Source organism: Carnobacterium jeotgali MS3 (assembly GCF_000745125.1).
In the GTDB taxonomy this organism is placed as follows: Bacteria; Bacillota; Bacilli; order Lactobacillales; family Carnobacteriaceae; genus Carnobacterium_B; species Carnobacterium_B jeotgali.
Window position 1 is genome coordinate 878,761 of sequence record NZ_JQNF01000010.1, and the last position, 23,750, is coordinate 902,510.

Sequence of the window (23,750 nt, forward strand, 5' to 3'; positions counted from 1 at the left end):
CGGGTCGTGATGAATATCGAAGAAAAATTAAATTGGCTACAACCTGTACTAGTCAAACAATTCACAAAAACTGTGCAACAAAAACAGTTAGCACACGCGTATCTTTTTGAAGGTATCTCAGGAACGGGTAAAAAAGAGATGAGTTTGTGGTTGGCCGCAAGTTTGCTTTGCCAAGATGGGGAAGCAAACCTCCCTTGCGAAAAATGTCAAAATTGTCGACGTGTTTTTGAACATCAACATCCAGATGTGATTGAGATCATTCCAGATGGCTTATCTATAAAAGTAGAACAAGTTCGTAATTTAAAAGCAGAATTTTCAAAAAGCGGTGTAGAAAGCCATCAAAAGATTTTTATAATTGAAGATGTTGAAAAGATGACAACGGGTGCTGCAAATAGTTTACTTAAATTTTTAGAAGAACCTGAAGGGAGCGCAGTAGCATTTTTATTAACTACAGCTAAGCAACGGATTCTTCCAACTATTTTATCTAGATGCCAACTGGTTCATTTTCAAGCTTTAACTAAAAAAAAGTTAATGGCAGAGCTTGAAACTAAAGGACTTTCTATTAATCAGGCTTCTTTATTGGTACAATTGACCAATAGTGTAGAAGAAGCACTTGAAATGAATGGAGACGAATGGTTTCAAGAGGCAAAGAAAATTACTTGGAAATGGTTTACACTGATTACGAGTAAAGACAGCCAAAGTTTCATTTACGTACAAACGACTATTATGCCTCATTTCAAAGACCGCGATGCACATAGAAGGTTGTTAGATTTAATTTTATTAGCCTACCGAGATGTATTGATGATCCATTATCACACATTAGATGTATTGGCGTATGCACGTTATCAAAAAGAACTGGATCACATTAAAACAGAATATACAGGAAAAGCAATTATCCAAGCTATTGAAGACGTCTTGCTTAGTCGTAAAAAACTAGAAAGCAATGTCAATGCTCAAGGTGTTTTTGAACAGCTTGTTTTACAATTAATGAAATAAAGGTATAAAAGATGATTTAAGCGATGATCATAGTAAAGAGTGGGTGATAAGGGATGGACAAAAAAACTTTATATGATAGTTTTACTCAAATAGAACTTGATACTGATACGACTCTCCATCAAATCTCTAAAATTAAAAAAGAGGTTGAAACATTGGTCGAAGAAAATGCTACTCTTCGTATTGAAAATCAACACTTGAGAGACCGTTTGAGTGATCTTGAAAAGCAGCAACGATCAGATGAAGAAGTTGTAGAACCAGAGATGAGCAAATCACGTTTAAATCTTGAAAAGTTATACGAAGATGGATTTCATGTGTGCAACGTATTTTATGGTTCAAGAAGAGTAAATGATGAACCTTGTGCCTTTTGTTTAGATGTCATTTATGGCGAAAGAAGATAAAACACGAATTTAATAAAAAAACTTGTAACCGTACTGATAAAAAAGGCTACAAGTTTTTTGTTATTTACTGTTATATTAGTTGGAGTGTGAACCATTTGGAAATGTACAACTCAAATGATAAAGTAACAGTAAATGACAATAAGGAGTTGGTATAAGTAATGAAAGTTGTATCAATAAAAAAACCGGGTAATTCTAAAGAATTAGAGATGCAAGAAAGACCGATACCAAAACCTGAAATGGGACAACTATTAGTAAAAGTTAAAGCAAGTGCGATAAATAGGACCGATATCATGACGCGTGAAAATAGACAATTGCCTGAACCGTATCCAATATTAGGCATTGAAGTTGCTGGAGTGGTAGTTGAAAACCAGGATAGTTCCAACAATCAATTGGTTCCAGGAACACGAGTTGCTGGATTAGTGAATCACGGCGGGTATGCAGAATATGTCGTTATGCCAGCAGATCGAGCCATTCGCATACCGGACAATATGAGTTTTGAAGAAGCAGCGGCAATTCCAGAAGTTTTTCTGACTGCGTATCAAACACTTTATTGGTTAGGAGAATTGGAGTCAGAAGAAACAGTCTTGATTCATGCGGGAGCTAGCGGTGTAGGCACAGCAGCTATCCAATTGGCAAAAAAAATGACTAAAGCAAAAGTTATCGTAACTGCAGGCTCGACTGAAAAGTTACAATTTTGTAAAGAACTCGGTGCAGATAAACTGATCAATTATAAAGAAGAAGAATTTGATCAACTCGTTTTAGAGTACACTGAGCAAAAAGGCGTTGATTTGATATTAGATTTTGTCGGCGCTTCATACTGGGAAAAAAATTTGAACAGTCTAAAAACAGATGGACGTTGGGTCGTTATTGGGGTGTTGGGTGGAGCAGTAGTTGAAAATGTTAATTTAGGCATGTTGCTGCAAAAACGAATAACTCTAAAGGGGACTCTGTTAACACCTAGAAGTGATGACTATAAAGCTCAATTAACCAATGAATTTATTGAAAATGTTTTACCATATTTTGAAAAAGGTTTGATTAAACCTATTGTAGATATCGTTTTTCCTTTGGATGAGGTAGCAAAAGCTCACCAGTACATGGAGGAAAATAAAAATAGCGGAAAAATCATTTTGAAGATTGAAGATTAAGCAAATATAGATAGAATTTCACTTACTCATATTAGAGAGAGAACCTTAATAAGTTATAGTGAAAATGACGATAATTGAAGGAAGTGTCAATAGTGAATCAGTGGTTAAAAGGCGATGAACGAATGGATCAGTTGCTCAGTCATAACTTATCTATTATCCAAAGCCCATCAGTCTTTTCATTTTCGTTAGATGCAGTATTATTAGCAGATTTTGCTCAACCAGCTAAACATGATCGCGCAAAAGTTGTTGACTTATGTGCAGGAAATGGAGTCGTCGGCTTATTGCTCAGTCAAAAAACAAATAGTCCGATTATAGGAATTGAAATACAAGAAAGATTAGTTGATATGGCCAATAGAACCATTCAAGTTAATGGGTTAGAAAAGCAAGTTTCTATTGTACATGGAGATTTAAGTGATGCAAGCAAATGGATTAAGAAAGATACGGTGGATACATTAACGTGTAATCCGCCATATTTTGCGGTGGGAGAAAAAAGTATAAAAAATCCTAATTCCCATTTGGCAATTGCCAGACACGAGTTGCATACAAATTTAGATGAAGTTATGAAGGTTTCAAGTGGGCTGTTAAAAATGAATGGAAAAGCTTATTTCGTTCATCGTCCAGATCGATTAATCGAAATCTTAGAAACAATGAAAAAATATCGAATTGCACCTAAAAAAATGCGTTTGGTTTATCCAAAAGTTGGAAAAGAAGCCAATACATTATTAATTGAAGGTATAAAAGATGGAAAAGATACAGGCTTTCGCGTATTGCCACCACTTTTTGTGTACAATGAAGATAACGACTATTTACCAGAAGTGAGTGCGATGCTACATGGAATCCGTTAGTTATTTTTATGTCTTATATTGTCAAGATGGAAGCTTTTATGGCGGATATACCACAGATCTTGAAAGAAGAGAACAAGAACATAACAAGGGTATTGGTGCGAAGTACACAAAACCCAAAACAAGAAGGCCGGTAAAAATGATTTATGCAGAGGGTTATGGAACTAGAAGTGAAGCTACAAAAGCAGAGTATGCTTTTAAGAAACAAATTCGGAAAAGTAAATTAGATTATTTAATAAACCATGGAGTTGTGTTTCCCATTCAATCAACAAATCCTTGTTTATTAAACATGCAACAAATGGAAGTAAAGGAAGGTGAAAAAAATGCAGAGTCAAAAGAGTTTTGAGCAAACTGAAGGCGGAAGTTTGTATCTTATTCCTACTCCTATTGGAAATCTAGAGGATATGACATTTAGAGGAGTAAGATTACTACAGGAAGTTGATTTGATTGCTTCTGAAGATACACGGACTACTCAAAAATTACTAAATCATTATGAAATAAAAACACCTCAAATCAGCTTTCATGAACACAATACACAAGAAAGAATCAGCCAACTAATTAAAAAATTAGAAACAGGTATGACGATTGCCCAAGTAAGTGATGCCGGCATGCCGTCTATCAGTGATCCTGGACACGAACTAGTCGTAGCTTGTATCCAAGCTGGGATTCCAGTCATTCCTTTACCAGGAGCAAATGCTGGGTTAACAGCGTTGATTGCATCTGGAATAAGTCCGCAGCCTTTTTATTTTTTTGGTTTTCTACCACGAAAAAAGAAGGATCAACTAATTGCTTTAGAAGAACTGAATCATCGGCCGGAAACGATTATTTTATATGAATCGCCTCATCGTTTAAAAGAAGTCTTGAAAAATATGTCAACCGTTTTTGGAATGGAACGACGGATTGTTTGTTGCCGTGAATTGACAAAACGATATGAAGAATTTATAAGAGGTACTATTGAAGAAGCAATTGACTGGTCAATGACAAATGAAATTAGAGGCGAATTTTGTTTAATCATTGAAGGCAATAGTTTAGGAACGCTTTTAGCGGAAGAAGACACAAGCTGGGAAATATTGTCGCTAAAAGAACACGTTGATTTAATGATTAATGATAATGAATTTACCAGTAAAGATGCCATTAAAGAAGTGGCGAAATTAAGAGGATTAAAGAAGCAAGAAGTCTATGCAGCTTTTCATGAATTTTAAAAGAATAGAAATAGGTTAACAGAAAAAGCATTTGCCCCTTTTACGGAATACATACTCCGGAAAGAAAGCAAATGCTTTTTTTAGCATTAGTTAAATTGAGTTAAAGATTTCAGTACCTATTTAGTATGATTTATTTTATCTTCTGCTAATAAATCGCGAATTTCTTTAAGATATTGTTCTGCTATAGGAACTTCAATTTCCTCAACAATAACTTCTTCTTCTTTTTTAAATTTATTTGCAGCATTATTAATGAGTTTAATAAAGATAAAGATAACAAGTGCAATCAGAATGAAGTCCACAACTGCTTGTAAGAAAGCACCATACTCTAATTTAGCACCGCCGACTTCTACGGATAAACCTTGAATGTCTGTTCCACCAGTAAGGATACCAACAAGAGGCATAATAATATAACTAACAAGAGCAGTAACGATGGCAGTAAAAGCTGAACCGATAACGACCCCAACGGCTAAATCTAGAACATTTCCTCGAAAAGCGAATTCTTTAAATTCGTCCATAAATTTCTTCATTTTTTTTCACCTCCTAATAAAGATAAAATGATAAATTATTTAGTACTACTTCAACTATAGCACAAGAACATTTTCATTGTCCATTTTCATTCATAGAATGTTCAGATAAATTTCATTTGCTAAAGAGCTCCATTATAAAGATAAAGTTTAAAATAAGAATATGCAAATTAGTGAGGAGTAAGGAGAAAATAAGGTATAATGAAAAAAGAAATAGTTTTATAAGGGGGAAAAGATATGAAGAAAAAGTGGAGTCGTCTATTAATCATTTCTTTAAGTATGGTAGCATTAAGCGCTTGTGGAACAAATGATGAAAATGAAGGTGCATCCTCAGAAGCAACAGTGTCTGAATCGACTGTGTCTGAGTCAATTACTTCGGAATCAACATCTTCGCAAGTAGCAGATTCATCAACACAAGAAGTTTCATTACAAGAAAAGTACAATGAAATTTATGAAGATGGATTAGCTCAATATGATGCTGGGAAATATGATGAAGCAGCCGGTACAATTGGACTACTGCTGCAAAATGATTTGTCAGAGTATAGTGAGCTTGAAACGAAAGCTATTAAGTTAAACGAAGACATTACGCTTGCTCAAGCTGAAGCAGCTAAGGCAGATGAAGCAACTGCGCTGATAGAAAAATCAACTTATAAAACAGAACGGACTTCAGATTTAGCTGCTGCAGAATTTTCAAAAGCAACAGGTAAAGATATCAAAACAGTTTCTGATGACGAAATTGGCAATTGGTTAGCCGATAAAGAAGCTGCTGTAGCAGAGTCTAGTAAAGAAACAACAACTAAAGCAACACCTGAAGAAGAAGTAAATGCAGCACTGGATAAAATAGTTGCGCTAACTGGAATATCTCCAGAGGACAACCAATTTTATGCAACTAAAAAGGATGAACAAACGTATACTGTTGAAATTCGTCATTCACATGAAGTAGATGGAGTAGGAATTTCAAATATGGTGGGCATGTTTGAATACAATTTAGCAACAAAAGAGTTGAAGAAAATGGATCCATTAACTGGTGAATATACTGTATTCAGCGGAACAAACTCTGGAATTTAACTTAACAAAAAAAAGCAGGAGCCAGATAAATGAAACTGTCTGGCTTCTGCTTTTTTTATTGGATTTTTTTAATGTACTGCTCAACAGGGTAATCAGAAAGCGGTAAGTCAGTCGGTTCACCTGAGATGATTTGGCTCAACATACGACCGATTAAAGGTCCTGAAGTTAGTCCCGATGAACCTAGACCACTAGCTGTAAACAGGTTAGGATAATTGGGAACGGCTCCAAAAAAAGGAGCAAAGTCAGAAGTATAAGCTCTTGTTCCGACCCGGATACTTGTAATGGACGCATTTTTCAATCCAGGAGCAAGTTCAATAGCTTCAGCTAACATAAGTTCTAATTTTTCTTTAGTGGGTGTTAGATCATAACCGCCATCGTTTTCATGTGTAGCTCCTACAATAATTTTACCGTTTGAAAAAGGTATAATGTCTTTTTCGCCATCTGGCATAATAACAGGCCATTTTGACATGTCTTCTTGTAAATGAAGCTGAATCAACTGTCCTTTTTGAGGACGGATATCAACCTCTAAACCAAGTGGATTGAGTAATTCAGGTAACCAGGCTCCGACTGCTAAAACAACTGCATCATACGTTTTTGTTTGAGTCGTAGAACGAATAACATACTCAGATGGATGTGAGTGTGAGAGTATAACTTTTTCAGAATAATGACGGGCGCCATTAAATATGGCTTGATCAATCAATTTTTTTGTTAATAAAGAGCCATCAACGCGTGCACCTCCTGAAGCAAATAAAGCTGATTCTTCTAAACCATATAGTGGAAATTTCGCCTTGATTTCTTTGGGTGATAAGAGGGCGATGTCTCCAATTTCTGGAGCCGTTTCTCGGCGCTTAAGAGCGATTTGCTCCAATTTTTTTAGTAAGCTCGGCTTTTTTTTGAAGACAAGCGTTCCAACCTGTTGGTAAATATCTGAATCAGAAAGAGGTTCATTTAAATCATGCATCAGTTGAGGATAAAAAGCAGCGCCTTTAGAAGCAAGTTCATACCATTCTTTATTCCGACGTTGAGATAGCCAAGGGCAAATAATTCCGGCAGCAGCAGAAGTTGCTTGCCCCATACCATCGTCATAGATATCCACATCATCATATTTTTTACTAAGGTAAAATGCAGCGGTAGCTCCTACGATACCGCCACCGATAACTGCAACTCGTTTTGTTTGTGTCATTGATCCTCATCCTTTATATATACAATTAAATAGTTGTATTAGTAATTGAAAATACTCGTTCTTATATGATAGAAATAGATAAAGAAGCAATTTTAAGTTCATTCCTTAAAATTGCTTCTTTCAATGAAAATAGCTTTTTAACGAATTTGTCCTTCACCAAAGATGATATATTTTGATGAAGTTAATTCATTTAACCCCATTGGACCGCGCGCATGCAACTTTTGAGTGCTTATCCCAATCTCTGCTCCGAATCCAAATTCAAATCCATCTGTAAAACGAGTAGAGGCATTAATGTAAACAGCAGCAGAATCTACTTCGCGATGAAATTGTAAACCAGCAGCGTAATCATCCGTTACGATTGCTTCAGAATGACCCGTACTATAACGATCAATGTGTTCAATCGCTTCATCTAAAGAAGAGACTACTTTAACAGCTAAAATGAAATCTAAAAATTCAGTTTCCCAGTCATCTTGAGTAGCTGGAATGGCTTTTTTTAAGTAAGAAAGAGCTTTTTCATCTGCTCTTAATTCGACATTCCAAGGAGCTAAAGCTTTTTCAATCACAGGCAAAAAGGCTTCTGCTACATCTTCATGGATTAATAGTGTCTCGGCGGCATTACATACAGAAGGTCTGGTACATTTGGCGTTAACAATAATGTCGGTTGCCATCGTTAATTGAGCGTCTTTATCGATATACACATGGCAGTTTCCGGTACCTGTTTCGATTACTGGCACAGTAGCTGTTTCTAAAACCGTTTGAATCAGCTTTGCACCGCCGCGAGGAATTAAAACATCCAGGTAGCGATTCAACCGCATCATCTCTTTAGAACTTTCACGTGTGGTATCTTCAACTAATTGAATCACTGAAGAAGGAAATACAGTTGGTTTAAGGGCATCTTGCAAGATGCGGACTAAGGCTTTATTTGAGTGAATCGCTTCTTTCCCACCGCGTAAAATAACCGCATTGCCGGCCTTGAAACACAGAGTACCAGCATCAGTGGTCACATTTGGGCGAGATTCATAAATAATTCCAATAACGCCTAAAGGAACGCGTTGTTTGCCAATCGTTAAACCAGCTTCATTTTTCCACATACCATCGACTTTTCCGATTGGATCTGGTAGATCAGCTATTTCAATGATTCCATTGGCCATCGCTTTAATGCGTTCTTGAGTTAAAATTAAACGATCCATCATATTTTCTGATATTCCATTTTCTTTAGCAGCGGTTAAATCTAATGCATTAGCTGTAAGAATTGTTTCTGTATGATCCACTAAAGATTGGCTCATCAATTTTAAAGCCTCATTCTTTTCAGATGATGAAGCTCTTGCGAGTGCACGAGCGGCTTTTTTTGCTTTTTCACCTAGTTGAATCAAGGTTTCCATAAAATCATCCTTTCAAATTTAATGTGCTGAAAACAATGTGCCGATTTCTTGGCCATGTATAATATCAAAAATAATGGTAGGGTCTTCTCCATTAGCCAATACCATTTGGCTAGATTCTTTCAAGATATGATTGGCAGCTAACAATTTAGTAGACATTCCGCCTGTTCCATACCGAGAACCTTCTCCACCAGCAAGTGCATATAATTCATCCGTGATAGTATGAATCTCATGAAATAAAACAGCATCCGGTTCATCATTTGGGTTTTTATTATAAAAACCATCAATATCCGATAACATGATTAACAAATCGGCACTCGTGATTTCGGAAACAACAGCTGATAAACGATCGTTATCACCGAATTTAGTTAAATGATCCAACTCATCAACGGCAACCGTATCATTTTCATTTACGATAGGGATGATCCCTTTTAAGAGAAGCTGCTCAAATGTATTGATAGCATTTAATCGGCTAGTGGGGAATTCGATTATATCGCGAGTCATTAATACTTGGCCGACAATTTGTCCATAGCCAAAAAAGAATTTGCTGTATAGGTTCATTAATTCAGTTTGTCCTACAGAAGCAACAGCCTGTTGTTCGGGAATTGTTTTTGGCCGTTCAGTCAACTGAAGACGAGAAAGTCCAACGCCCACAGCGCCAGAAGAGACTAAGATAATTTCTTTTCCTTGGTTTTTTAAATCAGATAAGACAAAAGCCAATTTTTCCAAGCGTTGTAAATTGATGGTGCCATTAGGATACATGATTGTACTAGTACCAACTTTTACAACAATTCGTTTGCAAGAAGCTAATAATTTCCGAGAAGTAGTCGTCATTTTTTTCATCCATTCTATGCTTAATAACCTTAAATAAATAAGCCGTTTTAGTCCTTCTAGTTTACCAGTTTCTAGTACAAAAAACTAATCTTTCTTATATAGGAAAGATTAGTTTCAGTTTGAGAAGGAATAGGTTAAGGTGTTTAAAAATAGTATACGTATTGTACAGCTTAGCTTCTCAAGAAAGATAAAAAAATTGGCAAGCAAAAAGATTCATTTGTCTTTTGCTTGCCAATTTTATAGTACTATTTTCTGTATATTTAAGTTCCTCTACATTTATGGGAACTGAGAGTGATTTGGTAGCTTAAAAATGTTTATTCATTTTACTCATAATAAACTTTTGCAGTTCAACCACTACAAGAATCGCTAATGAAAGCCCAACGACCATCAACCAATGAGTTGCACTCAACGCTGCTAAATCAAAAATAGCCGCTAAGAATGGCACAGTAGCCACTAAGGCAATAAGCCCAATAGAAAGCATTGCTAGTAGGAATAAACTAAGATTTGAGGTAATACCTACTTTGAAAATAGATTCTTTAGTACGTGCATTAAAGATATGCAATACAGAAGAGAAACCTAGAATCAAGAAAGCCATCGTTTGGCCGACTTCATGACTTGGAGCAATTGAAGAACCAATATCAATAAACGAGCCTACATAAAATCCAATCAGTGTAGTAACAGTAAACGTTATAGCGGCAATCGCAATATTCCGATAACCGCCGTTAGCGAAGATGCTTTCACCTTTAGCAGTTGGACGATTAGACATGATCGTGGGATCAGCTTTTTCTCTGCTTAAAGCAAATCCAGGGATTCCATCTGCTACAACGTTAACAAATAGCAATTGTATCGCAATAACGGGTAAGCCCCAGCCCATAATAACGGCGATTAACATAATGAGAATTTCTGAAATATTACATGATAATAAGAAATAAACGGTTTTTTTGATGTTTTCATAAACACGTCTGCCTTCTTCAACAGCATGAACGATTGTATCAAACTTGTCATCTGTCAGAATCATGTCAGAAGCACTTTTAGCTACTTCAGTACCAGTGATCCCCATAGCTGTACCAACGTCAGCAGCCTTTAAAGCGGGGGCATCATTGACGCCATCACCAGTCATAGCTACAACATCTCCATGTGATTGCCAAGCTTTAACGATACGAATCTTATCTTCAGGAGAAACTCGCGCATAAACGGAATAATCACGAATGGTTTCTTTTAATTTTTCATCTGAAAGTTTGCTTAATTCAACACCAGTAATAGCTTTATCGCCTTCTTCAAAAATACCGATTTGTTTAGCGATAGCAGAAGCAGTAGCGGCATGGTCACCAGTAATCATAATTGTCTTGATACCGGCTGATTTAGCTTCTTTAACGGCTTGAATACTTTCTTCACGTGGAGGATCAATCATTCCAACGATCCCAGCGAACGTAATGCCATTTTCTAATTCTTCAGGAGTTAAATCTTCTGGAAGTTGATCGTATTTTTTATACCCAACAGCGATAACACGTAATGCGTCATTAGCAAATGAATCATGGATATCTCGGGCATTTTGACCTACTTCATCTGTAATAGAAGAAAACTCGACTGGCAAACGATCAAAAGCTCCCTTAGTAATGGAAATGTAATGACCATCTATCTCATGAACGGTAGTCATCAACTTACGACTAGAATCAAAAGGTATCTCGTGTACACGTGGATAAGATTCATCTAAATCATCTTTTTGTAATCCTTTTTTCTGTAGTAAGCGGATAATCGCTGTTTCAGTAGGATCTCCACTGATAACTTCCTCGCCATCACGATCTTCAATCGTCGCGTTTGAGGCTAGGCTCATCATCTTAAGAACCCATTTTTCATCATCACCAAACTCATTTTTTACATTTATTGGTTCATGAGGAAAAGCCCAAAGCTTTTGAATGGTCATTTGATTTTGAGTTAATGTTCCTGTTTTATCTGAAGCAATAACAGAAGCACTACCTAAAGTTTCAACGGAAGGGATAGTTCGGATGATCGCATTGCGATCTACCATGTTTTTCACACCATTAGCTAATGAAATAGTGACGATAACAGGTAAGGTTTCAGGAACGGCTGCAACAGCAAGTGATACAGCTGTCATTAGGCTAAGGATAAAAGCTTCTCCTTGAAGGAAGCTTAAAGTGAAAATAATAATCCCAGCAATTAAAGCTATCACACTTACTTGTTTTCCTAAACCATCCATTCTAGATTGTAAAGGTGTTTTTCCTTGTTTAGTATTGTTCAACAGATTCGCAACAGAACCCATTTCGGTATCCATACCGGTAGCTACAACAATAGCTGTTGCTCGACCATTTGTAACCAATGTTCCAGAAAAAACAGTATTAAATACATCACCAACAGGACTATTTTCTTCAATTTCAGCATTTTCGTCTTTTTCAACTGGAATGCTTTCACCAGTTAAAGCAGATTCTTCGACTTGTAAATCACTGCTGGAAATTAAACGAGCATCTGCGGGAATTTGATCTCCGGCTTCTAATAGTAAAATATCTCCGGGTACTAAATCAGTGGCATCAATGACGTCTTCTTGGTCATTTCGTAACACTCGTGCTTGTGGTGCAGATAAATTTTGCAATGAAGCTAGAGCTTTTTCAGCTTTTCCTTCTTGTCGGATAGCAATAACAACGTTGATTAAAATAATAGAGAAGATAACAATGGGTTCTGAGAAATCATCGGGGTGTTCAGTGATGGCAATGTACGTTGAGATAATTCCAGCAAGGATCAAGATGATAACTGTGACATCTTTTAATTGATCAAGAACTTTTGAAAATAAAGAAATACTTTCTTCTTCATCAAATTGGTTGGCACCATATTGTTCTCTATGCTGTTCTACTTCTTTTGAGGTTAATCCTTTTTCTGGGTTACTATTGAACTGAGTTACAATAGATTTAATTTTTTTTGTTCTGAAATCCATAACATTCCTCCTGATATAATAGTGTTTGATAAAGCGGTCAGAAACAAGCAACCACTTGTCTGTTTTTTAAGTATACCAAGAAATAATAAATCATGTCAAATTAGGAGATTCAAAAAAAGCCAGCAACGGTAAGATGAAATAAGTTTAAAAGGAATAAACTAAATTTCAAAAAAAAAACCATCCACAATGAAGGGGATGGTAAAGGAGCGATTACTTTCACTTTGGAGGAGAAAGGTACTATCAAGAGATAAAAAGTTGGTTGTTATTGGTATAAGTAAACTATAACGATAAAGTATGAAGAAAATAGGATGAAATCTTTAGGATTTTATTAAGAGAGAGTCGACTAAATAAAAAAAGCTATCTCAATTAAGAGATAGCTAAAGGGGGTAAGTCTCTTTTCAATAGGGGGAGAAAAGAGAATGAAAAATAAATTTAGTTTTATTTAAACAACTGTTACAGTTTATCATAGTCAGTTAAATATCCTATGATAGTAAAGTGAAAAACGTAATGGAATTAAATTAAAGTTTACTTATTTATGATTCATCAGCTAAAGCCTGTACGATTGCCTGATTAAAAGCCGGAAGATCTTCAGGTGTACGGCTAGAAATGATGCCACTTTCGTCTAGTACAACTTCGCTGTCTTCAAATAAAGCACCTGCATTTATCAAGTCTACACCAACTTGTTTAACAGCGGTCATCTTTTTACCTTTGACGACTTCAGCATTAATGAGAAGTTGAGGACCATGACAAATTGAAAAAATAGGTTTTTTTGCATCAGCAAATGCCTTAGTAAACGCTAAAAACCGATCGTCAGATCTTAATTGATCGGGTGAAAAACCACCTGGAATCAATAATGCATCAAAGTCTTCTGGTGAAACGTCGTCAATCCCTTTATCAATGGTGATAGCAACGTCTCCTTTTTTTCCTGTAACCGTGTTGCCTGCTTTGTTCTCAATTGTAATCACTTGATGACCTGCGTTTATTAAAGCTTCTTTCGGCGAAGTGAATTCAACATCTTCAAATAAATTGGTCACTACTGTTGCAATTTTCTTTCCCATGTACAATCCCTCTTTCCTTAAAGTTTAACTAGTATAAGTGTAACGCAGACAAAAACGGTCTTCAAGTGAAAGGGCTTCTAAGGTTACAATACATGGAGTTTTAGCCTTATCTTTTTTTCAAGTAAGTGTTATCATTGAATAAAGATAGGAAAGGAGTTGGTCATAGATGAATATTGCTTTTATTGCGCATGATAAGAAAAAAGATGAAATGGTCAAATTGACTACAGCTTATAAAGAGATTATTAAAGACCACCAAATATTTGCTACAGGAACTACTGGACAACGAATTATTGATGCAACAGGTTTAAACGTGCATCGCTTTAAATCGGGTCCGCTTGGAGGAGATCAACAAATAGGAGCCTATGTTTCTGATAATAAAATAGACCTGGTTATATTTTTAAGAGATCCTTTGACAGCGCAACCACACGAACCAGATATTTCTGCTTTATTAAGATTGTGTGATGTCTATGAAATACCATTAGCAACAAACCTTGGAACGAGTGAAGTGTTATTAAGAGGTTTAGGAAACGGCTTTATTGAATGGCGCAAAACGCAACGAGAAGCTCAGTTAAAAGAACTAGAAGAATACGAATAAAAAAAGAAGCTCGGACCAATCGTCCGAGCCTCTTTTCAATTATAAGCCGCATTTTAACTGAGCATTACAGTTCGTACAAGTGTTGCAACCACCTAAATCTTCTACCGTTCCTTGACGACAGATAGGGCAAGTGTCGCCAATTTCATTTCCATAATTCTTTGCATCGCTAATAGCAGCAACTTGAATCGTTTTTTGTTCTGAAGAAGGACTTTCATCAAGCGTTTCTTCGTCCCAGATTGTTTCTTCAGCCTTTAATGTTAATACTTGTGTGTCACGGCTGCCATCTACGTAAACTGTTCCACCTTTTGCGCCACCTTTATAAAGACGTTCATAGATTTTTTGAACTTGTTCAACCGAATAACCTTTGGGAGCATTGACCGTTTTAGAAATAGAACTATCAATCCAACGTTGGATAGTACATTGAACATCAACATGAGCTTCAGGTGTTAAACTCATGGCCGATATAAATTGTTTTGGCAAGTTTTCTGGGTCTGCTTCTGGATGTTGATCTAGGTATTCTTGAACGATGTCAGCTTTCACTTCGATAAATTTACCTAAGCGTCCGCTTCTGAAATAACTAAAAGAATAGTAGGGTTCAAGACCAGTTGAAACGCCGACCATAGTCCCCGTTGAGCCTGTTGGAGCGACGGTTAACAAATGCGAATTGCGTATGCCATATTTCAAAACACCTTCGTGGAGGTGTTTTGGCATTTGCTTCATATAACCAGATTGAAGGAATCGTTCTCTTAAGTTAGTTGTTTCTGCATCAGTTTCGCCAATTAAAAATGGAAAGCTACCACGTTCTTTTGCTAATTCAATAGAAGCTTCATAAGCTGAAACAGCAATGGTCTCGAATACTTTATCTATTAATTGATTGCCCTCTTGAGACCCATATTCTACGCCGCAGTAAATCAGTAAGTCAGCAAGGCCCATAATGCCTAAACCAACACGACGTTCGCCTAATGCTTGTTTTTCATTGTCGGCTAAGAAGTAAGGTGTCGCATCAATCACATTATCTTGCATGCGGACACCGACCTGAACGGTTTGTTTTAATTTGGCAAAATCGATTGTTCCAGATTCTTTGTCAGCCATTTCAGCTAAATTAACAGCTGCTAAGTTGCAGACAGAGTAGGGAGCAAGTGGTTGTTCACCACAAGGATTAGTAGCAACAACTTTTTGTCCATAAGCCGTGGCATTCGTCATCTTATTCGCATTATCAATGAAGAAAATGCCTGGTTCAGCAGCGTAAGTGGCACAAATAGTAATTAGCTTCCACAATTCACGAGCTTTTATTGTCCGATAAGTGTGAACCGCATGTCCTGAAGCTTCCCATTCGCGGACATCTCCAACTTCCGACCAATGAGCATTGTATTCTTCCATATCTGCTGGGCTGTATGACTCAACGGCAGGAAAACGAAGCTCGTAGTCCGTATCATTTTCAACAGCTTCCATGAAATCCGTTGTCAAACACACCGAAATATTTGCTCCAGATAAGAAATCTGGATTATGAACACTGTAAGTACCGCCTGTTTTTAATTTGTCAGCTGTTTCTTTCATCATTGTCTCATCAAATCCACCATAACCTGGTACATTCTTATAATTTAAAATACTTTGATACATAGCTATTTCACGTTCGGTAAAAGGAGTGAACGTTAGTTTTTCATTAGCTAATTTTTTAACTTGGTCGTCTGCTGTATTTTCAATTAAATAACGTAAAATACGAGGATTTTGCATTTTTGAAATAATAAACTCAAGAATATCTGGATGCCAATCTGCTAACATGATCATTTGAGCTCCACGACGGCTGCCGCCTTGTTCTACTAAGTGAGTTAACTTCGCAATATCGTCCAACCAAGAGACCGCTCCTGATGATTTTCCATTTACACCGCGAGCTAATGTATGACGCGGACGAAGAGTAGAGCCATTCGTTCCCACACCACCACCACGACTCATGATTTCCATCACTTGTTTGCGATGATCTGAAATACCTTCACGAGAGTCTGGTACAAATGGCATAACATAACAATTGAAATAGGTAACGTCAGTTTCTGAACCTGCACCATATAAAACACGTCCTGCAGGAATAAAATTCAAGTTTTTTAATTCCTCATAAAAAGTAGCATAAGCAGCTGCTCTTTTTTCAGGAGTCGATTCTGTGGCAGCTAAGCCAGTCGCGTTTCTTTTGGCGATTTGTTCGTAAAAAATTTCAAGCGGCTTTTCGATTACATCTAAACTACAAGTGATGATGCCAGTTTTTTGCTCGTACTCGTCTTCAATGGCTCCACGGAATTCTTCATCAATTAAAACGGAAGCTGTGTGTTGAGAATGGTTGATGTGTGTAACAAAACCCGTTCCTCTAGTAGGGTATTTTGGATCAGCTTTAACGGTTAAAACAACTAAATCTCCTACAGACAGAGTAGACTTGGACAAATCTTTAAATGAATACCGGTCTAGCATGACTAAGCGAGAAACGCCTTTATAAGTTAAGTTCATATCTTCAGTTATCGGATGAACTTGAGGAAAAGCGGGAATAGTTTCATTTAAATTTTTAATGGTTTGTTTCATTTTTGTAGAGCTATTGGCAATCATGAACACCACTCCTTAATAAAGTATGTATTTTTGTAAATAAATAGTAGAAAATATGTAATCACCTATATCTAGTTAACAATAATTCATTTTACACTACATATAGTGATATTGCACGATTAAAAATTCGTTTTTTTTAAAATAAAATGAAAAAAGAAGCGAAAACAACTCGCTTCAATCTTTTTTAGAAAATATTTTTTTATTATTGTTCATTTAAAAAATCTAGTGCATATCTGACATGTAATTCAGTGGCTATCGCTAACCCACGTTCATCAATATCAAAATTTTCATGATGATGCCCATACCAAGTTTCCGGGTTAGCAGGATCTTTCGTTCCTACGCGAGCATAAACGCCTTGCGCAACAGCTAAAAAGTCGGCAAAATCATCTGCTCCTAAACTTTTTGGATTATCTTGAATAATATTCTCATTTCCTACGATGTCAGCTCCTACACGAGCCGCGCGACTTGCAGCTAGTTGGTTATTGATAAGGGGAGCAGCAGCATCGTAATTTTCAAATTCAACTGTCGTACGATGAGCTGTAGCGACATCTCGTGCCACGCGTTCAACAGCTGCTAAAACAAATTGACGTGTTTCGTGACTAAACGTACGTACGGTTCCTTCAATCGAAGCTTCATTGGCAATAATATTGTAACGAGTTCCTGCGTTTAGAACGCCAACAGCAACCACAACATTATCTAAAGGACTCACTTCACGAGCAACAATGCTTTGTAATTCGACTGTAATAGCTGCAGCAGTTAAAAGAGCATCTCTTCCTAAATCGGGTCTAGCCGCATGACCGCTTTCACCTTTTACTTTGATTTTGAAAATATCACAAGAAGCATTTGTTGGACCAGCTGTAGCAACGATTTTTCCGGTTTCGATAGAAGAGTCGACATGGATACCAAAAACTTGATCCACATCGTTGACGAATCCGCCAGCCACAAATTGTCTTGCGCCAGCGCCGATTTCTTCCGCTTGTTGGAAAGCTAATTTGATTGTGCCAGAAAAATCCGCTTCATGCGTTTTTAAGATTTTTGCAGCCCCTAATAAAGCAGAAGTGTGACCATCATGACCGCATGCATGATGCAAGCCTTTCTTAGTTGATTTATAAGGTTTATCTTTAGCATCTTCTAATTCAAGAGCATCAATATCTGCCCGTAAAAGAATTGTTTTACCAGGTCCTTTTTTACCTATAATAGTCCCGAGAGCTCCTGTTTCACCCACAGATTCGTAAGGAATTGCTAATTTATCTAATTCATTTTTGATGAATTTAATCGTTTCATATTCTTTTAAACTTGGTTCAGGGTGTTGATGAAGATAGCGGCGTAACGCAATAACCTCTGGAGCTCCTTGTTGAACTTCTTCGTGTAATGTAGATTGAGTGATTACTGTTGTCATAATTCATCGTCCTCTCAAATTTGTTTACTGTTATTAGTTGTACTCATTTACCATACTGGAATAGAAGAGCCTTTTGATGTTTCGGCAATCACTTCTTTTGTATCTTCAGCCTGATAAGCTTCTATGATCTTTTTGAAAACTTCATTATCTTTATCTTCTTCTCTTGAAACAATCGCATTGTAATAAGGGTCCGATGATTCAGTAACCGGTTCTAAGAAAACAGCATCTTCAGTTGGAATGAAGCCTGCATCAACAGCCATTCCACTATTGATAACGGAAGCAGTCACATCATCTAAAGCACGAGCAGTTTGAGAAGAATCTAATGTTTCAAAGGTTAAGTTTAAAGGATTAGAGGTAATGTCTTCGACTACAGGGATCTGACCTTTCGAAGGATCAACCTCAATTAAACCAGCTGTTTGAAGTAAGAGCAGAGCACGACCTTCATTTGAAACGTCGTTTGGAATGGCAATCACATCGTTTTCTTTTATCTCGGAAATGTCTTGAATACTTGATGAATAAATACCAAGAGGAGCGATAACCGTATCAGCGATAGCGACTAGATTTTCTCCATGGTCTTCGTTAAAAGAATCCATGAAAATTTTTGTTTGAAAAGAGTTTAAATCTAATTCACCTTCAGCAAGAGCTACGTTTGGTGTAGCATAATCTGAAAATTTAATCAGTTCGATTTCAACACCGTCTGCGGCTAATTTTTCTTTCACAAAATCCCAAACTTCATTTACCTCGCCAACGACACCAATTTTAATCGGTTCAGTTTCTTCTGCTTTCGAAGCATCTGTTCCACAAGCAGTCGTTACAAGAAGTCCTACTGCTAACGTTAACCCTAAAAAGCCTTTTTTAATTTTTTTCATCATAAATTCCTCCAATGTCATCTAGTGACTCGTTTTTTTAACTAAAGTATTTCCTATCAATTGACTAATAAAAACAATGATCAAAATAATAACGGTTGCGACGAATGTTACGTCATTTTGGAAACGATTATACCCTCTAGCTATAGCTAAATTCCCTAATCCGCCGCCACCGATTGCTCCAGCCATAGCGGTTAAACCAATCAAGTTAATGATTGTAACAGAAGAGACACGAATGATGGCTGTCAAACCTTCTTTTAAATAAACACGGAAAATAATTTCTAATGGGCTGGATCCCATTGATTGTGCAGCTTCTATGACGCCGGGATCAACTTCCAATAGAGCGTTTTGAATCTGTCTAGCGAAGAAAGGGACTGTTCCGATAACCAAAGGGACGATAGCAGCTGTTGTACCAATAGATGTATGGGCAATCAAGCGAGTTAAGGGGACAACCAAAGCCATCATAATAATAAAAGGTAAAGAGCGAAAGAGGTTGACGATTTGATCAAGTACATTGTAAAGACGAGGGCTTTCTAAGATGCCCCGACGATCCGTTACCACAAGAATGACCCCTAATATCAAACCAAGTACACCGGCTATCAAAGCTGTTGCAGTTACCATGTAGAGTGTCTGTAAAGTACTTTCAATAATTTCATCTTTTAAAGGGATAACATTTTCAAAATAGGTTGTAAGAAATTCGGTCATTTTCATTCACTCCTTAGATAATAGTGGTTTCTTTTTTTAATGGAATAACTTGGTGTTGCCGGTGTATCAAAGTTACTTTTACGTTTTTTGATTTCAAATAAGCAATAGCTTTGTCACGAAAGCTAGGTTCGCCACTTAACACAACAATAAGATTACCGACAGGTGTTTCTTGCAAAAATTCCACATTTCCAAATAAAATATTGGTTGTAACACCAAATCGAGTCGTTAATGTAGCAATCAATGGGTCACTAGTACTTTCGCCAACATAAGAAATCGTGGCTAAAACATCATTTGGTTGCAAATCAAGTAAAGTAGGGTGTTTCAAAATGGTTTCTAAAGCTTGCTCAACATGGGTTGCGGTATTGATAAACTCTTTTGTGATTCTTTCTTTAGGTTCTGTAAAAATAGTGACAAGATCACCTTCTTCAACGACATGACCGTTTTCCATAACCGCTACTTTATTGCAAATTTCTTTTACAACTTGCATCTCATGAGTAATGATGACAATTGTCAATGCCAATTTTTGATTTAACTCTTTCAATAATTCTAGAATCGAAAGGGTCGTTTTTGGATCCAAAGCACTGGTAGCTTCATCGCACAATAAGACTTCAGGATCATTGGCTAAAGACCTGGCAATAGCTACACGTTGTTTTTGTCCACCAGATAGTTGAGAAGGGTAAGCAGAACTTTTATCGGTTAACCCTACTAATGTTAATAAATCAGCTACTTTTGTTTTAATTTCTGTTTTAGATAATCCTGATTTCCTTAAAGGATAAGCCACATTTTCAGCGATTGTTCGTGACCCCATTAAGTTGAAATGTTGAAAAATCATGCCGATTTTCTTGCGCGCAACTCGTAATTGTTTTGGTTTTAAACTTAATAAATCTTGACCTGAAACGATTACTGATCCTTCTGACGGTCTTTGAAGAAGGTTGATGGTACGAACTAAAGTACTTTTCCCAGCTCCGCTGTAGCCGACAATCCCAAAAACGTCTCCTTTTTCAACAGTTAACTGAACATTTTCTACTGCTCTTACAGTTGTTTCTTTTCCTGCAAATGTGACACTTACATTATTTAATGTAATCATGTATATTCCTCCTTAAAATAGAAAAAAGCGTTCGTCCATTAACCTACTGCTGTAGATTAAAGGACGAACGCTTTACCGCCGTGTTACCACCTTTATTTGAGTTGTTTTCGCAAACAACTCCTTATCAAGTACGAGAAGAAAACTTCTGATACTCTAGCACTGTAATGGGTGCACCCATGATAGCCTTATGTTTAAAAACACTCGGTATCCCGCTCGGAGGCCATTTTCTTTTTACTCCTGCAAACCTGTTCTCAGCATTCAGGCTCTCTGTTAGTGCATTCTGTAAAAATACTTTTCTCTTCATTGCGTTTAGTTATGTAATTGTAAAAATAAAAAAGTCCTTACAAAGAAACGAACGAATCCGTTTCTTTGTAAGGACGAAAGTCAGTTATCTGCTTCGTGTTACCACCTTAATTTATAAGTATATTACTATACCTACCTTATCCAGTACACCAGACTGTTTTGTCTGTTTATACTGTGACACTGTAACGGGTGTTCCCGTAGTAAGCTGACACTTTTACACAAGTGATTCGCTAACTCCACTCAAAGACCATCTTCGGTTCAATTTGACTACCCCATTTTCAGCAACTACTGGGTTCTCTTGTATAGACGAATTTAAACGTACTCTTCTTTTCATAGTGTTTTATCATTTTATTTTCATAATTATTATCTAATTCTTAATATACAGAACTGAAAAATAAATGTCAATGACTAATTTTATTAAATAATAATTTTCCCTAACAAATAAAATTTCGCTACTATACCAAATAGGTAGAATATGCTATAGTGAATTTGCCTAAAAGAGGTAAAACTAATTTAGGTAATCTATCAGAGTAGGAAATGAAGCGTTAAGTGTCGCTGGGATGGGATGTTGCCCGCGAACGAAAGATTGTTTAGACAATTTGCGGTTTTGTTTCTGCATTCGCTGCATAAGCTTTTATGTGTGGAGCTCTTCAAAGGAGATCTTCAAAATGAGTAAGAATAAGTATGACGCACGAAGTGTTTCAATAATAGGATTATTAATGGCGTTAGAGATCGTTTTAACTCAGTTCATTTCGATTGAAACCCCAATCGTTCGAATTGGTTTTGGTTTTTTACCAATTGCTATTATTGCTATGCTTTATGGTCCTTGGATAGCTGGAATGACTTCAGCAATAACAGATGTAATAGGAACGATATTATTTGGTGGGGGAGTGTTCTTTCCAGGATTTACCTTATCAGCATTTATCGGAGGAATGATTTATGGTTTGGTTCTTTACAAGAAACCTAAATCATTAAAGAGAATTATTTTAGCGATACTTTTGGTTACCATTTTTGTGAATTTGGGTTTGAATACAATTTGGTTAACAATCATGCTTGATAAAGCCATCTTTGTAATTTTCCCTACCCGGTTATTACAGAACCTTGTTTTAGCACCCATAAACATCGCATTGTTGTACTTTGTTGTACAGAATAAAACATTACGGAAAACCATAGGAATTGACTAAATTCTAATTAGACTAAACATAAACAACACAACACCCAAACTAAGACAGCTTAAAGTTAAGCTGTCTTTTTTTTGTATTTTTATTATAATACCAATTTTACTTTCATGACAAAATTCATTGATAGAATAATTTTCCAAAAAAATAATTACATAAATATAAAAAAAGCAGGTATCAAAAATTAATTTGGTCTCTGATTTTTTTGTTTTCCTGTAAAAAAAACGAGCAAAAAAACATTGTTTTTTGCCAATCTGACGTCATTTTTTTCACTTAGATTCGTCAGGCACAGCCTGACAAGTCAACTTTTATGAGCATGGCGAAAAAACAGGCGATGTCGGAATCTCTTTTTCCTCTTACCAAGAATTATCTAAATCTCATTTTATTTTCGCTACGATTTTTTTCTGTTTTTTCTTTCAAGAGTTTTAATTAGCAAATCTTTTAGTTGGTGGTAAAATAACTTCAAGGAGTGATAGAGATGACAACTATACAAGTAGAGCTATTAGATCGTGTTCAAGAACGTTTTGAAGAAACTTTGGACAAAATGACGGTAGAAGAGGCCAATAAAATGCCACATCCTTTACTTAAATCAGTAACTTGGCTCTTTTGGCATACTGCTCGTGAACTTGATATGCAGATTTCTGATCTAAAAGGCGAAGAAGCACTGTATACAAGTAAGGGGTGGAATAAACGTTTTGATTTGCCATTCCCAGATTATGCGCCCGAATACAAACATACATCAGAGGAAGCTGAACAAGTCACCGTTTCTGACAAAGATCTCTTGAGTGATTATCTAGATGTCAGTATCAAATTGGCAAAGGATTATCTAGATAATTTAAATGAAGATACTTTAGATAAAATTGTTGATGAAAATTGGTCCCCACCAGTAACTCAGCAAGCTCGACTTGTTTCTATTATTGATGATGCCGTTATGCATTCAGGACAAGCCGTTTATACACGTCGTTTGGTGATTAATGAATAATAGAAAGTACGATTAATTAACTCTCTCGCTTAATTACAGCCTATTCGTTGTGTATTCAGTTATGGTACATTAGAAGGTCTGTTCGTTGTTAATTACAATAAACAATTTGTGAAGATTATGACATCAGCAAATGTCTATGTGCCTATTAATGGCTCTATTTCAATGCTTATTGAAGAAATAAAAGAGAGTCTAGAAACACAATTTTTAATTTCAGCCACTCAACAAGATATTATTGAAAATGCAATTGTTTTCTTAAGTACTCAATCTAAATAAAAAGATAAAAAAATCGGCCACTTAAAAAGTAGCCGATTTTTCTTTGATTAATTGATCTACTTGTTTATCAATTCTTAGAGATATTAAAATCATTAGAATCAACCCCTCTTTTTTTACACATATATTGTAATACAAAAAAGAGAGGTTGCAATTTAGTTTATCTGAAAATGAATTAGCGTACTCAGAAATTGTTTCTAATT

General features: G+C 36.3%; 22 protein-coding genes, 1 riboswitch and 2 other annotated features. Of the genes, 11 read left to right on the forward strand and 11 right to left on the reverse strand.

Features of this window, described 5'->3' with window-relative positions; genetic code table 11:
* Positions 1 to 9 precede the first annotated feature (9 nt).
* From holB to rsmI, 6 genes are all read left to right on the forward strand, one after another.
* Positions 10 to 996, forward strand: a complete 987-nt coding sequence (holB, locus tag BP18_RS11800; protein ID WP_007721782.1) for a DNA polymerase III subunit delta' — start codon at positions 10 to 12, stop codon at positions 994 to 996.
* Positions 997 to 1,049: 53 nt separating this feature from the next.
* Positions 1,050 to 1,394: an initiation-control protein YabA gene (locus tag BP18_RS11805; protein WP_007721780.1), complete on the forward strand. Its 345-nt coding sequence runs from the start codon at positions 1,050 to 1,052 to the stop codon at positions 1,392 to 1,394.
* A gap of 158 nt (positions 1,395 to 1,552) precedes the next feature.
* A complete protein-coding gene (locus tag BP18_RS11810) occupies positions 1,553 to 2,539 on the forward strand; it encodes an NAD(P)H-quinone oxidoreductase (protein ID WP_007721778.1) in 987 nt (328 codons plus the stop codon).
* A gap of 92 nt (positions 2,540 to 2,631) precedes the next feature.
* A complete protein-coding gene (locus BP18_RS11815; protein ID WP_007721776.1) occupies positions 2,632 to 3,384 on the forward strand; it encodes a tRNA1(Val) (adenine(37)-N6)-methyltransferase in 753 nt (250 codons plus the stop codon).
* A complete protein-coding gene (locus BP18_RS11820; RefSeq protein ID WP_007721773.1) occupies positions 3,371 to 3,727 on the forward strand; it encodes a GIY-YIG nuclease family protein in 357 nt (118 codons plus the stop codon). Before BP18_RS11815 ends, BP18_RS11820 begins: the two co-directional genes overlap by 14 nt.
* Positions 3,705 to 4,583 (forward strand): 16S rRNA (cytidine(1402)-2'-O)-methyltransferase, encoded by an 879-nt coding sequence (gene rsmI, locus BP18_RS11825; protein WP_007721772.1) that lies wholly within the window; start codon positions 3,705 to 3,707, stop codon positions 4,581 to 4,583. Before BP18_RS11820 ends, rsmI begins: the two co-directional genes overlap by 23 nt.
* Before the next feature lie 116 nt (positions 4,584 to 4,699).
* Here the strand turns inward: rsmI and mscL are convergent, their stop codons facing one another.
* A complete protein-coding gene (gene mscL, locus BP18_RS11830) occupies positions 4,700 to 5,110 on the reverse strand; it encodes a large conductance mechanosensitive channel protein MscL (protein ID WP_007721770.1) in 411 nt (136 codons plus the stop codon).
* Positions 5,111 to 5,344: 234 nt separating this feature from the next.
* Between mscL and BP18_RS11835 the strand changes: the two genes are divergently transcribed.
* On the forward strand, positions 5,345 to 6,175 hold the full coding sequence (locus BP18_RS11835) for a hypothetical protein (RefSeq protein ID WP_029277173.1): 831 nt from the start codon (positions 5,345 to 5,347) through the stop codon (positions 6,173 to 6,175).
* Between the two features lie 55 nt (positions 6,176 to 6,230).
* Here the strand turns inward: BP18_RS11835 and BP18_RS11840 are convergent, their stop codons facing one another.
* The 5 genes from BP18_RS11840 to BP18_RS11860 all read right to left on the reverse strand — a co-directional run bounded on the left by BP18_RS11840 (position 6,231) and on the right by BP18_RS11860 (position 13,576).
* The gene (locus tag BP18_RS11840) at positions 6,231 to 7,358 is read right to left on the reverse strand and encodes an NAD(P)/FAD-dependent oxidoreductase (protein ID WP_029277175.1); all 1,128 of its coding nucleotides are present in this window, start codon (positions 7,356 to 7,358) and stop codon (positions 6,231 to 6,233) included.
* 137 nt (positions 7,359 to 7,495) lie between these two features.
* Positions 7,496 to 8,740, reverse strand: coding sequence for a glutamate-5-semialdehyde dehydrogenase (locus tag BP18_RS11845; RefSeq protein ID WP_035050665.1), 1,245 nt, complete (start codon positions 8,738 to 8,740; stop codon positions 7,496 to 7,498).
* 18 nt (positions 8,741 to 8,758) lie between these two features.
* On the reverse strand, positions 8,759 to 9,580 hold the full coding sequence (gene proB, locus BP18_RS11850) for a glutamate 5-kinase (RefSeq protein ID WP_155860406.1): 822 nt from the start codon (positions 9,578 to 9,580) through the stop codon (positions 8,759 to 8,761).
* 295 nt (positions 9,581 to 9,875) lie between these two features.
* Positions 9,876 to 12,518, reverse strand: coding sequence for a cation-translocating P-type ATPase (locus BP18_RS11855; protein WP_029277179.1), 2,643 nt, complete (start codon positions 12,516 to 12,518; stop codon positions 9,876 to 9,878).
* A 533-nt stretch (positions 12,519 to 13,051) separates the two neighbouring features.
* On the reverse strand, positions 13,052 to 13,576 hold the full coding sequence (locus BP18_RS11860; RefSeq protein WP_007721759.1) for a type 1 glutamine amidotransferase domain-containing protein: 525 nt from the start codon (positions 13,574 to 13,576) through the stop codon (positions 13,052 to 13,054).
* A 166-nt stretch (positions 13,577 to 13,742) separates the two neighbouring features.
* Between BP18_RS11860 and mgsA the strand changes: the two genes are divergently transcribed.
* On the forward strand, positions 13,743 to 14,171 hold the full coding sequence (gene mgsA / locus BP18_RS11865) for a methylglyoxal synthase (RefSeq protein ID WP_029277181.1): 429 nt from the start codon (positions 13,743 to 13,745) through the stop codon (positions 14,169 to 14,171).
* A gap of 39 nt (positions 14,172 to 14,210) precedes the next feature.
* On the opposite strand, the gene BP18_RS11870 is transcribed toward mgsA, so the two are convergent.
* The 5 genes from BP18_RS11870 to BP18_RS11890 all read right to left on the reverse strand — a co-directional run bounded on the left by BP18_RS11870 (position 14,211) and on the right by BP18_RS11890 (position 20,814).
* Positions 14,211 to 16,760 carry a vitamin B12-dependent ribonucleotide reductase gene (locus tag BP18_RS11870; protein WP_029277183.1) on the reverse strand — a complete coding sequence of 850 codons (2,550 nt, stop codon included), beginning with the start codon at positions 16,758 to 16,760 and terminating at the stop codon, positions 14,211 to 14,213.
* Positions 16,761 to 16,959: 199 nt separating this feature from the next.
* A complete protein-coding gene (locus BP18_RS11875; RefSeq protein ID WP_007721754.1) occupies positions 16,960 to 18,156 on the reverse strand; it encodes an amidohydrolase in 1,197 nt (398 codons plus the stop codon).
* 47 nt (positions 18,157 to 18,203) lie between these two features.
* Positions 18,204 to 19,025, reverse strand: a complete 822-nt coding sequence (locus BP18_RS11880) for a MetQ/NlpA family ABC transporter substrate-binding protein (RefSeq protein ID WP_007721752.1) — start codon at positions 19,023 to 19,025, stop codon at positions 18,204 to 18,206.
* Positions 19,026 to 19,046: 21 nt separating this feature from the next.
* A complete protein-coding gene (locus BP18_RS11885) occupies positions 19,047 to 19,727 on the reverse strand; it encodes a methionine ABC transporter permease (protein WP_007721750.1) in 681 nt (226 codons plus the stop codon).
* 13 nt (positions 19,728 to 19,740) lie between these two features.
* Positions 19,741 to 20,814, reverse strand: coding sequence for a methionine ABC transporter ATP-binding protein (locus BP18_RS11890; protein WP_029277185.1), 1,074 nt, complete (start codon positions 20,812 to 20,814; stop codon positions 19,741 to 19,743).
* Positions 20,815 to 20,870: 56 nt separating this feature from the next.
* Positions 20,871 to 21,127, reverse strand: a binding site (T-box leader).
* Between the two features lie 57 nt (positions 21,128 to 21,184).
* Positions 21,185 to 21,460 (reverse strand) — a binding site (T-box leader).
* 181 nt (positions 21,461 to 21,641) lie between these two features.
* Positions 21,642 to 21,744: riboswitch (THF riboswitch) on the forward strand.
* Between the two features lie 41 nt (positions 21,745 to 21,785).
* Between BP18_RS11890 and BP18_RS11895 the strand changes: the two genes are divergently transcribed.
* From BP18_RS11895 to BP18_RS12750, 3 genes are all read left to right on the forward strand, one after another.
* The gene (locus BP18_RS11895; protein WP_029277189.1) at positions 21,786 to 22,301 is read left to right on the forward strand and encodes a folate family ECF transporter S component; all 516 of its coding nucleotides are present in this window, start codon (positions 21,786 to 21,788) and stop codon (positions 22,299 to 22,301) included.
* A 472-nt stretch (positions 22,302 to 22,773) separates the two neighbouring features.
* The gene (locus BP18_RS11900) at positions 22,774 to 23,277 is read left to right on the forward strand and encodes a DinB family protein (protein ID WP_081835465.1); all 504 of its coding nucleotides are present in this window, start codon (positions 22,774 to 22,776) and stop codon (positions 23,275 to 23,277) included.
* 117 nt (positions 23,278 to 23,394) lie between these two features.
* On the forward strand, positions 23,395 to 23,550 hold the full coding sequence (locus BP18_RS12750; protein ID WP_197050112.1) for a hypothetical protein: 156 nt from the start codon (positions 23,395 to 23,397) through the stop codon (positions 23,548 to 23,550).
* Positions 23,551 to 23,750 lie beyond the last annotated feature (200 nt).

Coding starts and splice junctions, on each gene's coding strand:
- holB (WP_007721782.1), top strand. CDS start 10: ATGAATATCGAAGAAAAATTAAATTGGCTACAACCTGTACTAGTCAAA.
- BP18_RS11805 (WP_007721780.1), top strand. CDS start 1,050: ATGGACAAAAAAACTTTATATGATAGTTTTACTCAAATAGAACTTGAT.
- BP18_RS11810 (WP_007721778.1), top strand. CDS start 1,553: ATGAAAGTTGTATCAATAAAAAAACCGGGTAATTCTAAAGAATTAGAG.
- BP18_RS11820 (WP_007721773.1), top strand. CDS start 3,371: ATGGAATCCGTTAGTTATTTTTATGTCTTATATTGTCAAGATGGAAGC.
- rsmI (WP_007721772.1), top strand. CDS start 3,705: ATGCAGAGTCAAAAGAGTTTTGAGCAAACTGAAGGCGGAAGTTTGTAT.
- mscL (WP_007721770.1), bottom strand. CDS start 5,110: ATGAAGAAATTTATGGACGAATTTAAAGAATTCGCTTTTCGAGGAAAT.
- BP18_RS11835 (WP_029277173.1), top strand. CDS start 5,345: ATGAAGAAAAAGTGGAGTCGTCTATTAATCATTTCTTTAAGTATGGTA.
- BP18_RS11840 (WP_029277175.1), bottom strand. CDS start 7,358: ATGACACAAACAAAACGAGTTGCAGTTATCGGTGGCGGTATCGTAGGA.
- BP18_RS11845 (WP_035050665.1), bottom strand. CDS start 8,740: ATGGAAACCTTGATTCAACTAGGTGAAAAAGCAAAAAAAGCCGCTCGT.
- proB (WP_155860406.1), bottom strand. CDS start 9,580: ATGAAAAAAATGACGACTACTTCTCGGAAATTATTAGCTTCTTGCAAA.
- BP18_RS11855 (WP_029277179.1), bottom strand. CDS start 12,518: ATGGATTTCAGAACAAAAAAAATTAAATCTATTGTAACTCAGTTCAAT.
- BP18_RS11860 (WP_007721759.1), bottom strand. CDS start 13,576: ATGGGAAAGAAAATTGCAACAGTAGTGACCAATTTATTTGAAGATGTT.
- mgsA (WP_029277181.1), top strand. CDS start 13,743: ATGAATATTGCTTTTATTGCGCATGATAAGAAAAAAGATGAAATGGTC.
- BP18_RS11870 (WP_029277183.1), bottom strand. CDS start 16,760: ATGATTGCCAATAGCTCTACAAAAATGAAACAAACCATTAAAAATTTA.
- BP18_RS11875 (WP_007721754.1), bottom strand. CDS start 18,156: ATGACAACAGTAATCACTCAATCTACATTACACGAAGAAGTTCAACAA.
- BP18_RS11880 (WP_007721752.1), bottom strand. CDS start 19,025: ATGAAAAAAATTAAAAAAGGCTTTTTAGGGTTAACGTTAGCAGTAGGA.
- BP18_RS11885 (WP_007721750.1), bottom strand. CDS start 19,727: ATGACCGAATTTCTTACAACCTATTTTGAAAATGTTATCCCTTTAAAA.
- BP18_RS11890 (WP_029277185.1), bottom strand. CDS start 20,814: ATGATTACATTAAATAATGTAAGTGTCACATTTGCAGGAAAAGAAACA.
- BP18_RS11895 (WP_029277189.1), top strand. CDS start 21,786: ATGAGTAAGAATAAGTATGACGCACGAAGTGTTTCAATAATAGGATTA.
- BP18_RS11900 (WP_081835465.1), top strand. CDS start 22,774: ATGACAACTATACAAGTAGAGCTATTAGATCGTGTTCAAGAACGTTTT.
- BP18_RS12750 (WP_197050112.1), top strand. CDS start 23,395: ATGACATCAGCAAATGTCTATGTGCCTATTAATGGCTCTATTTCAATG.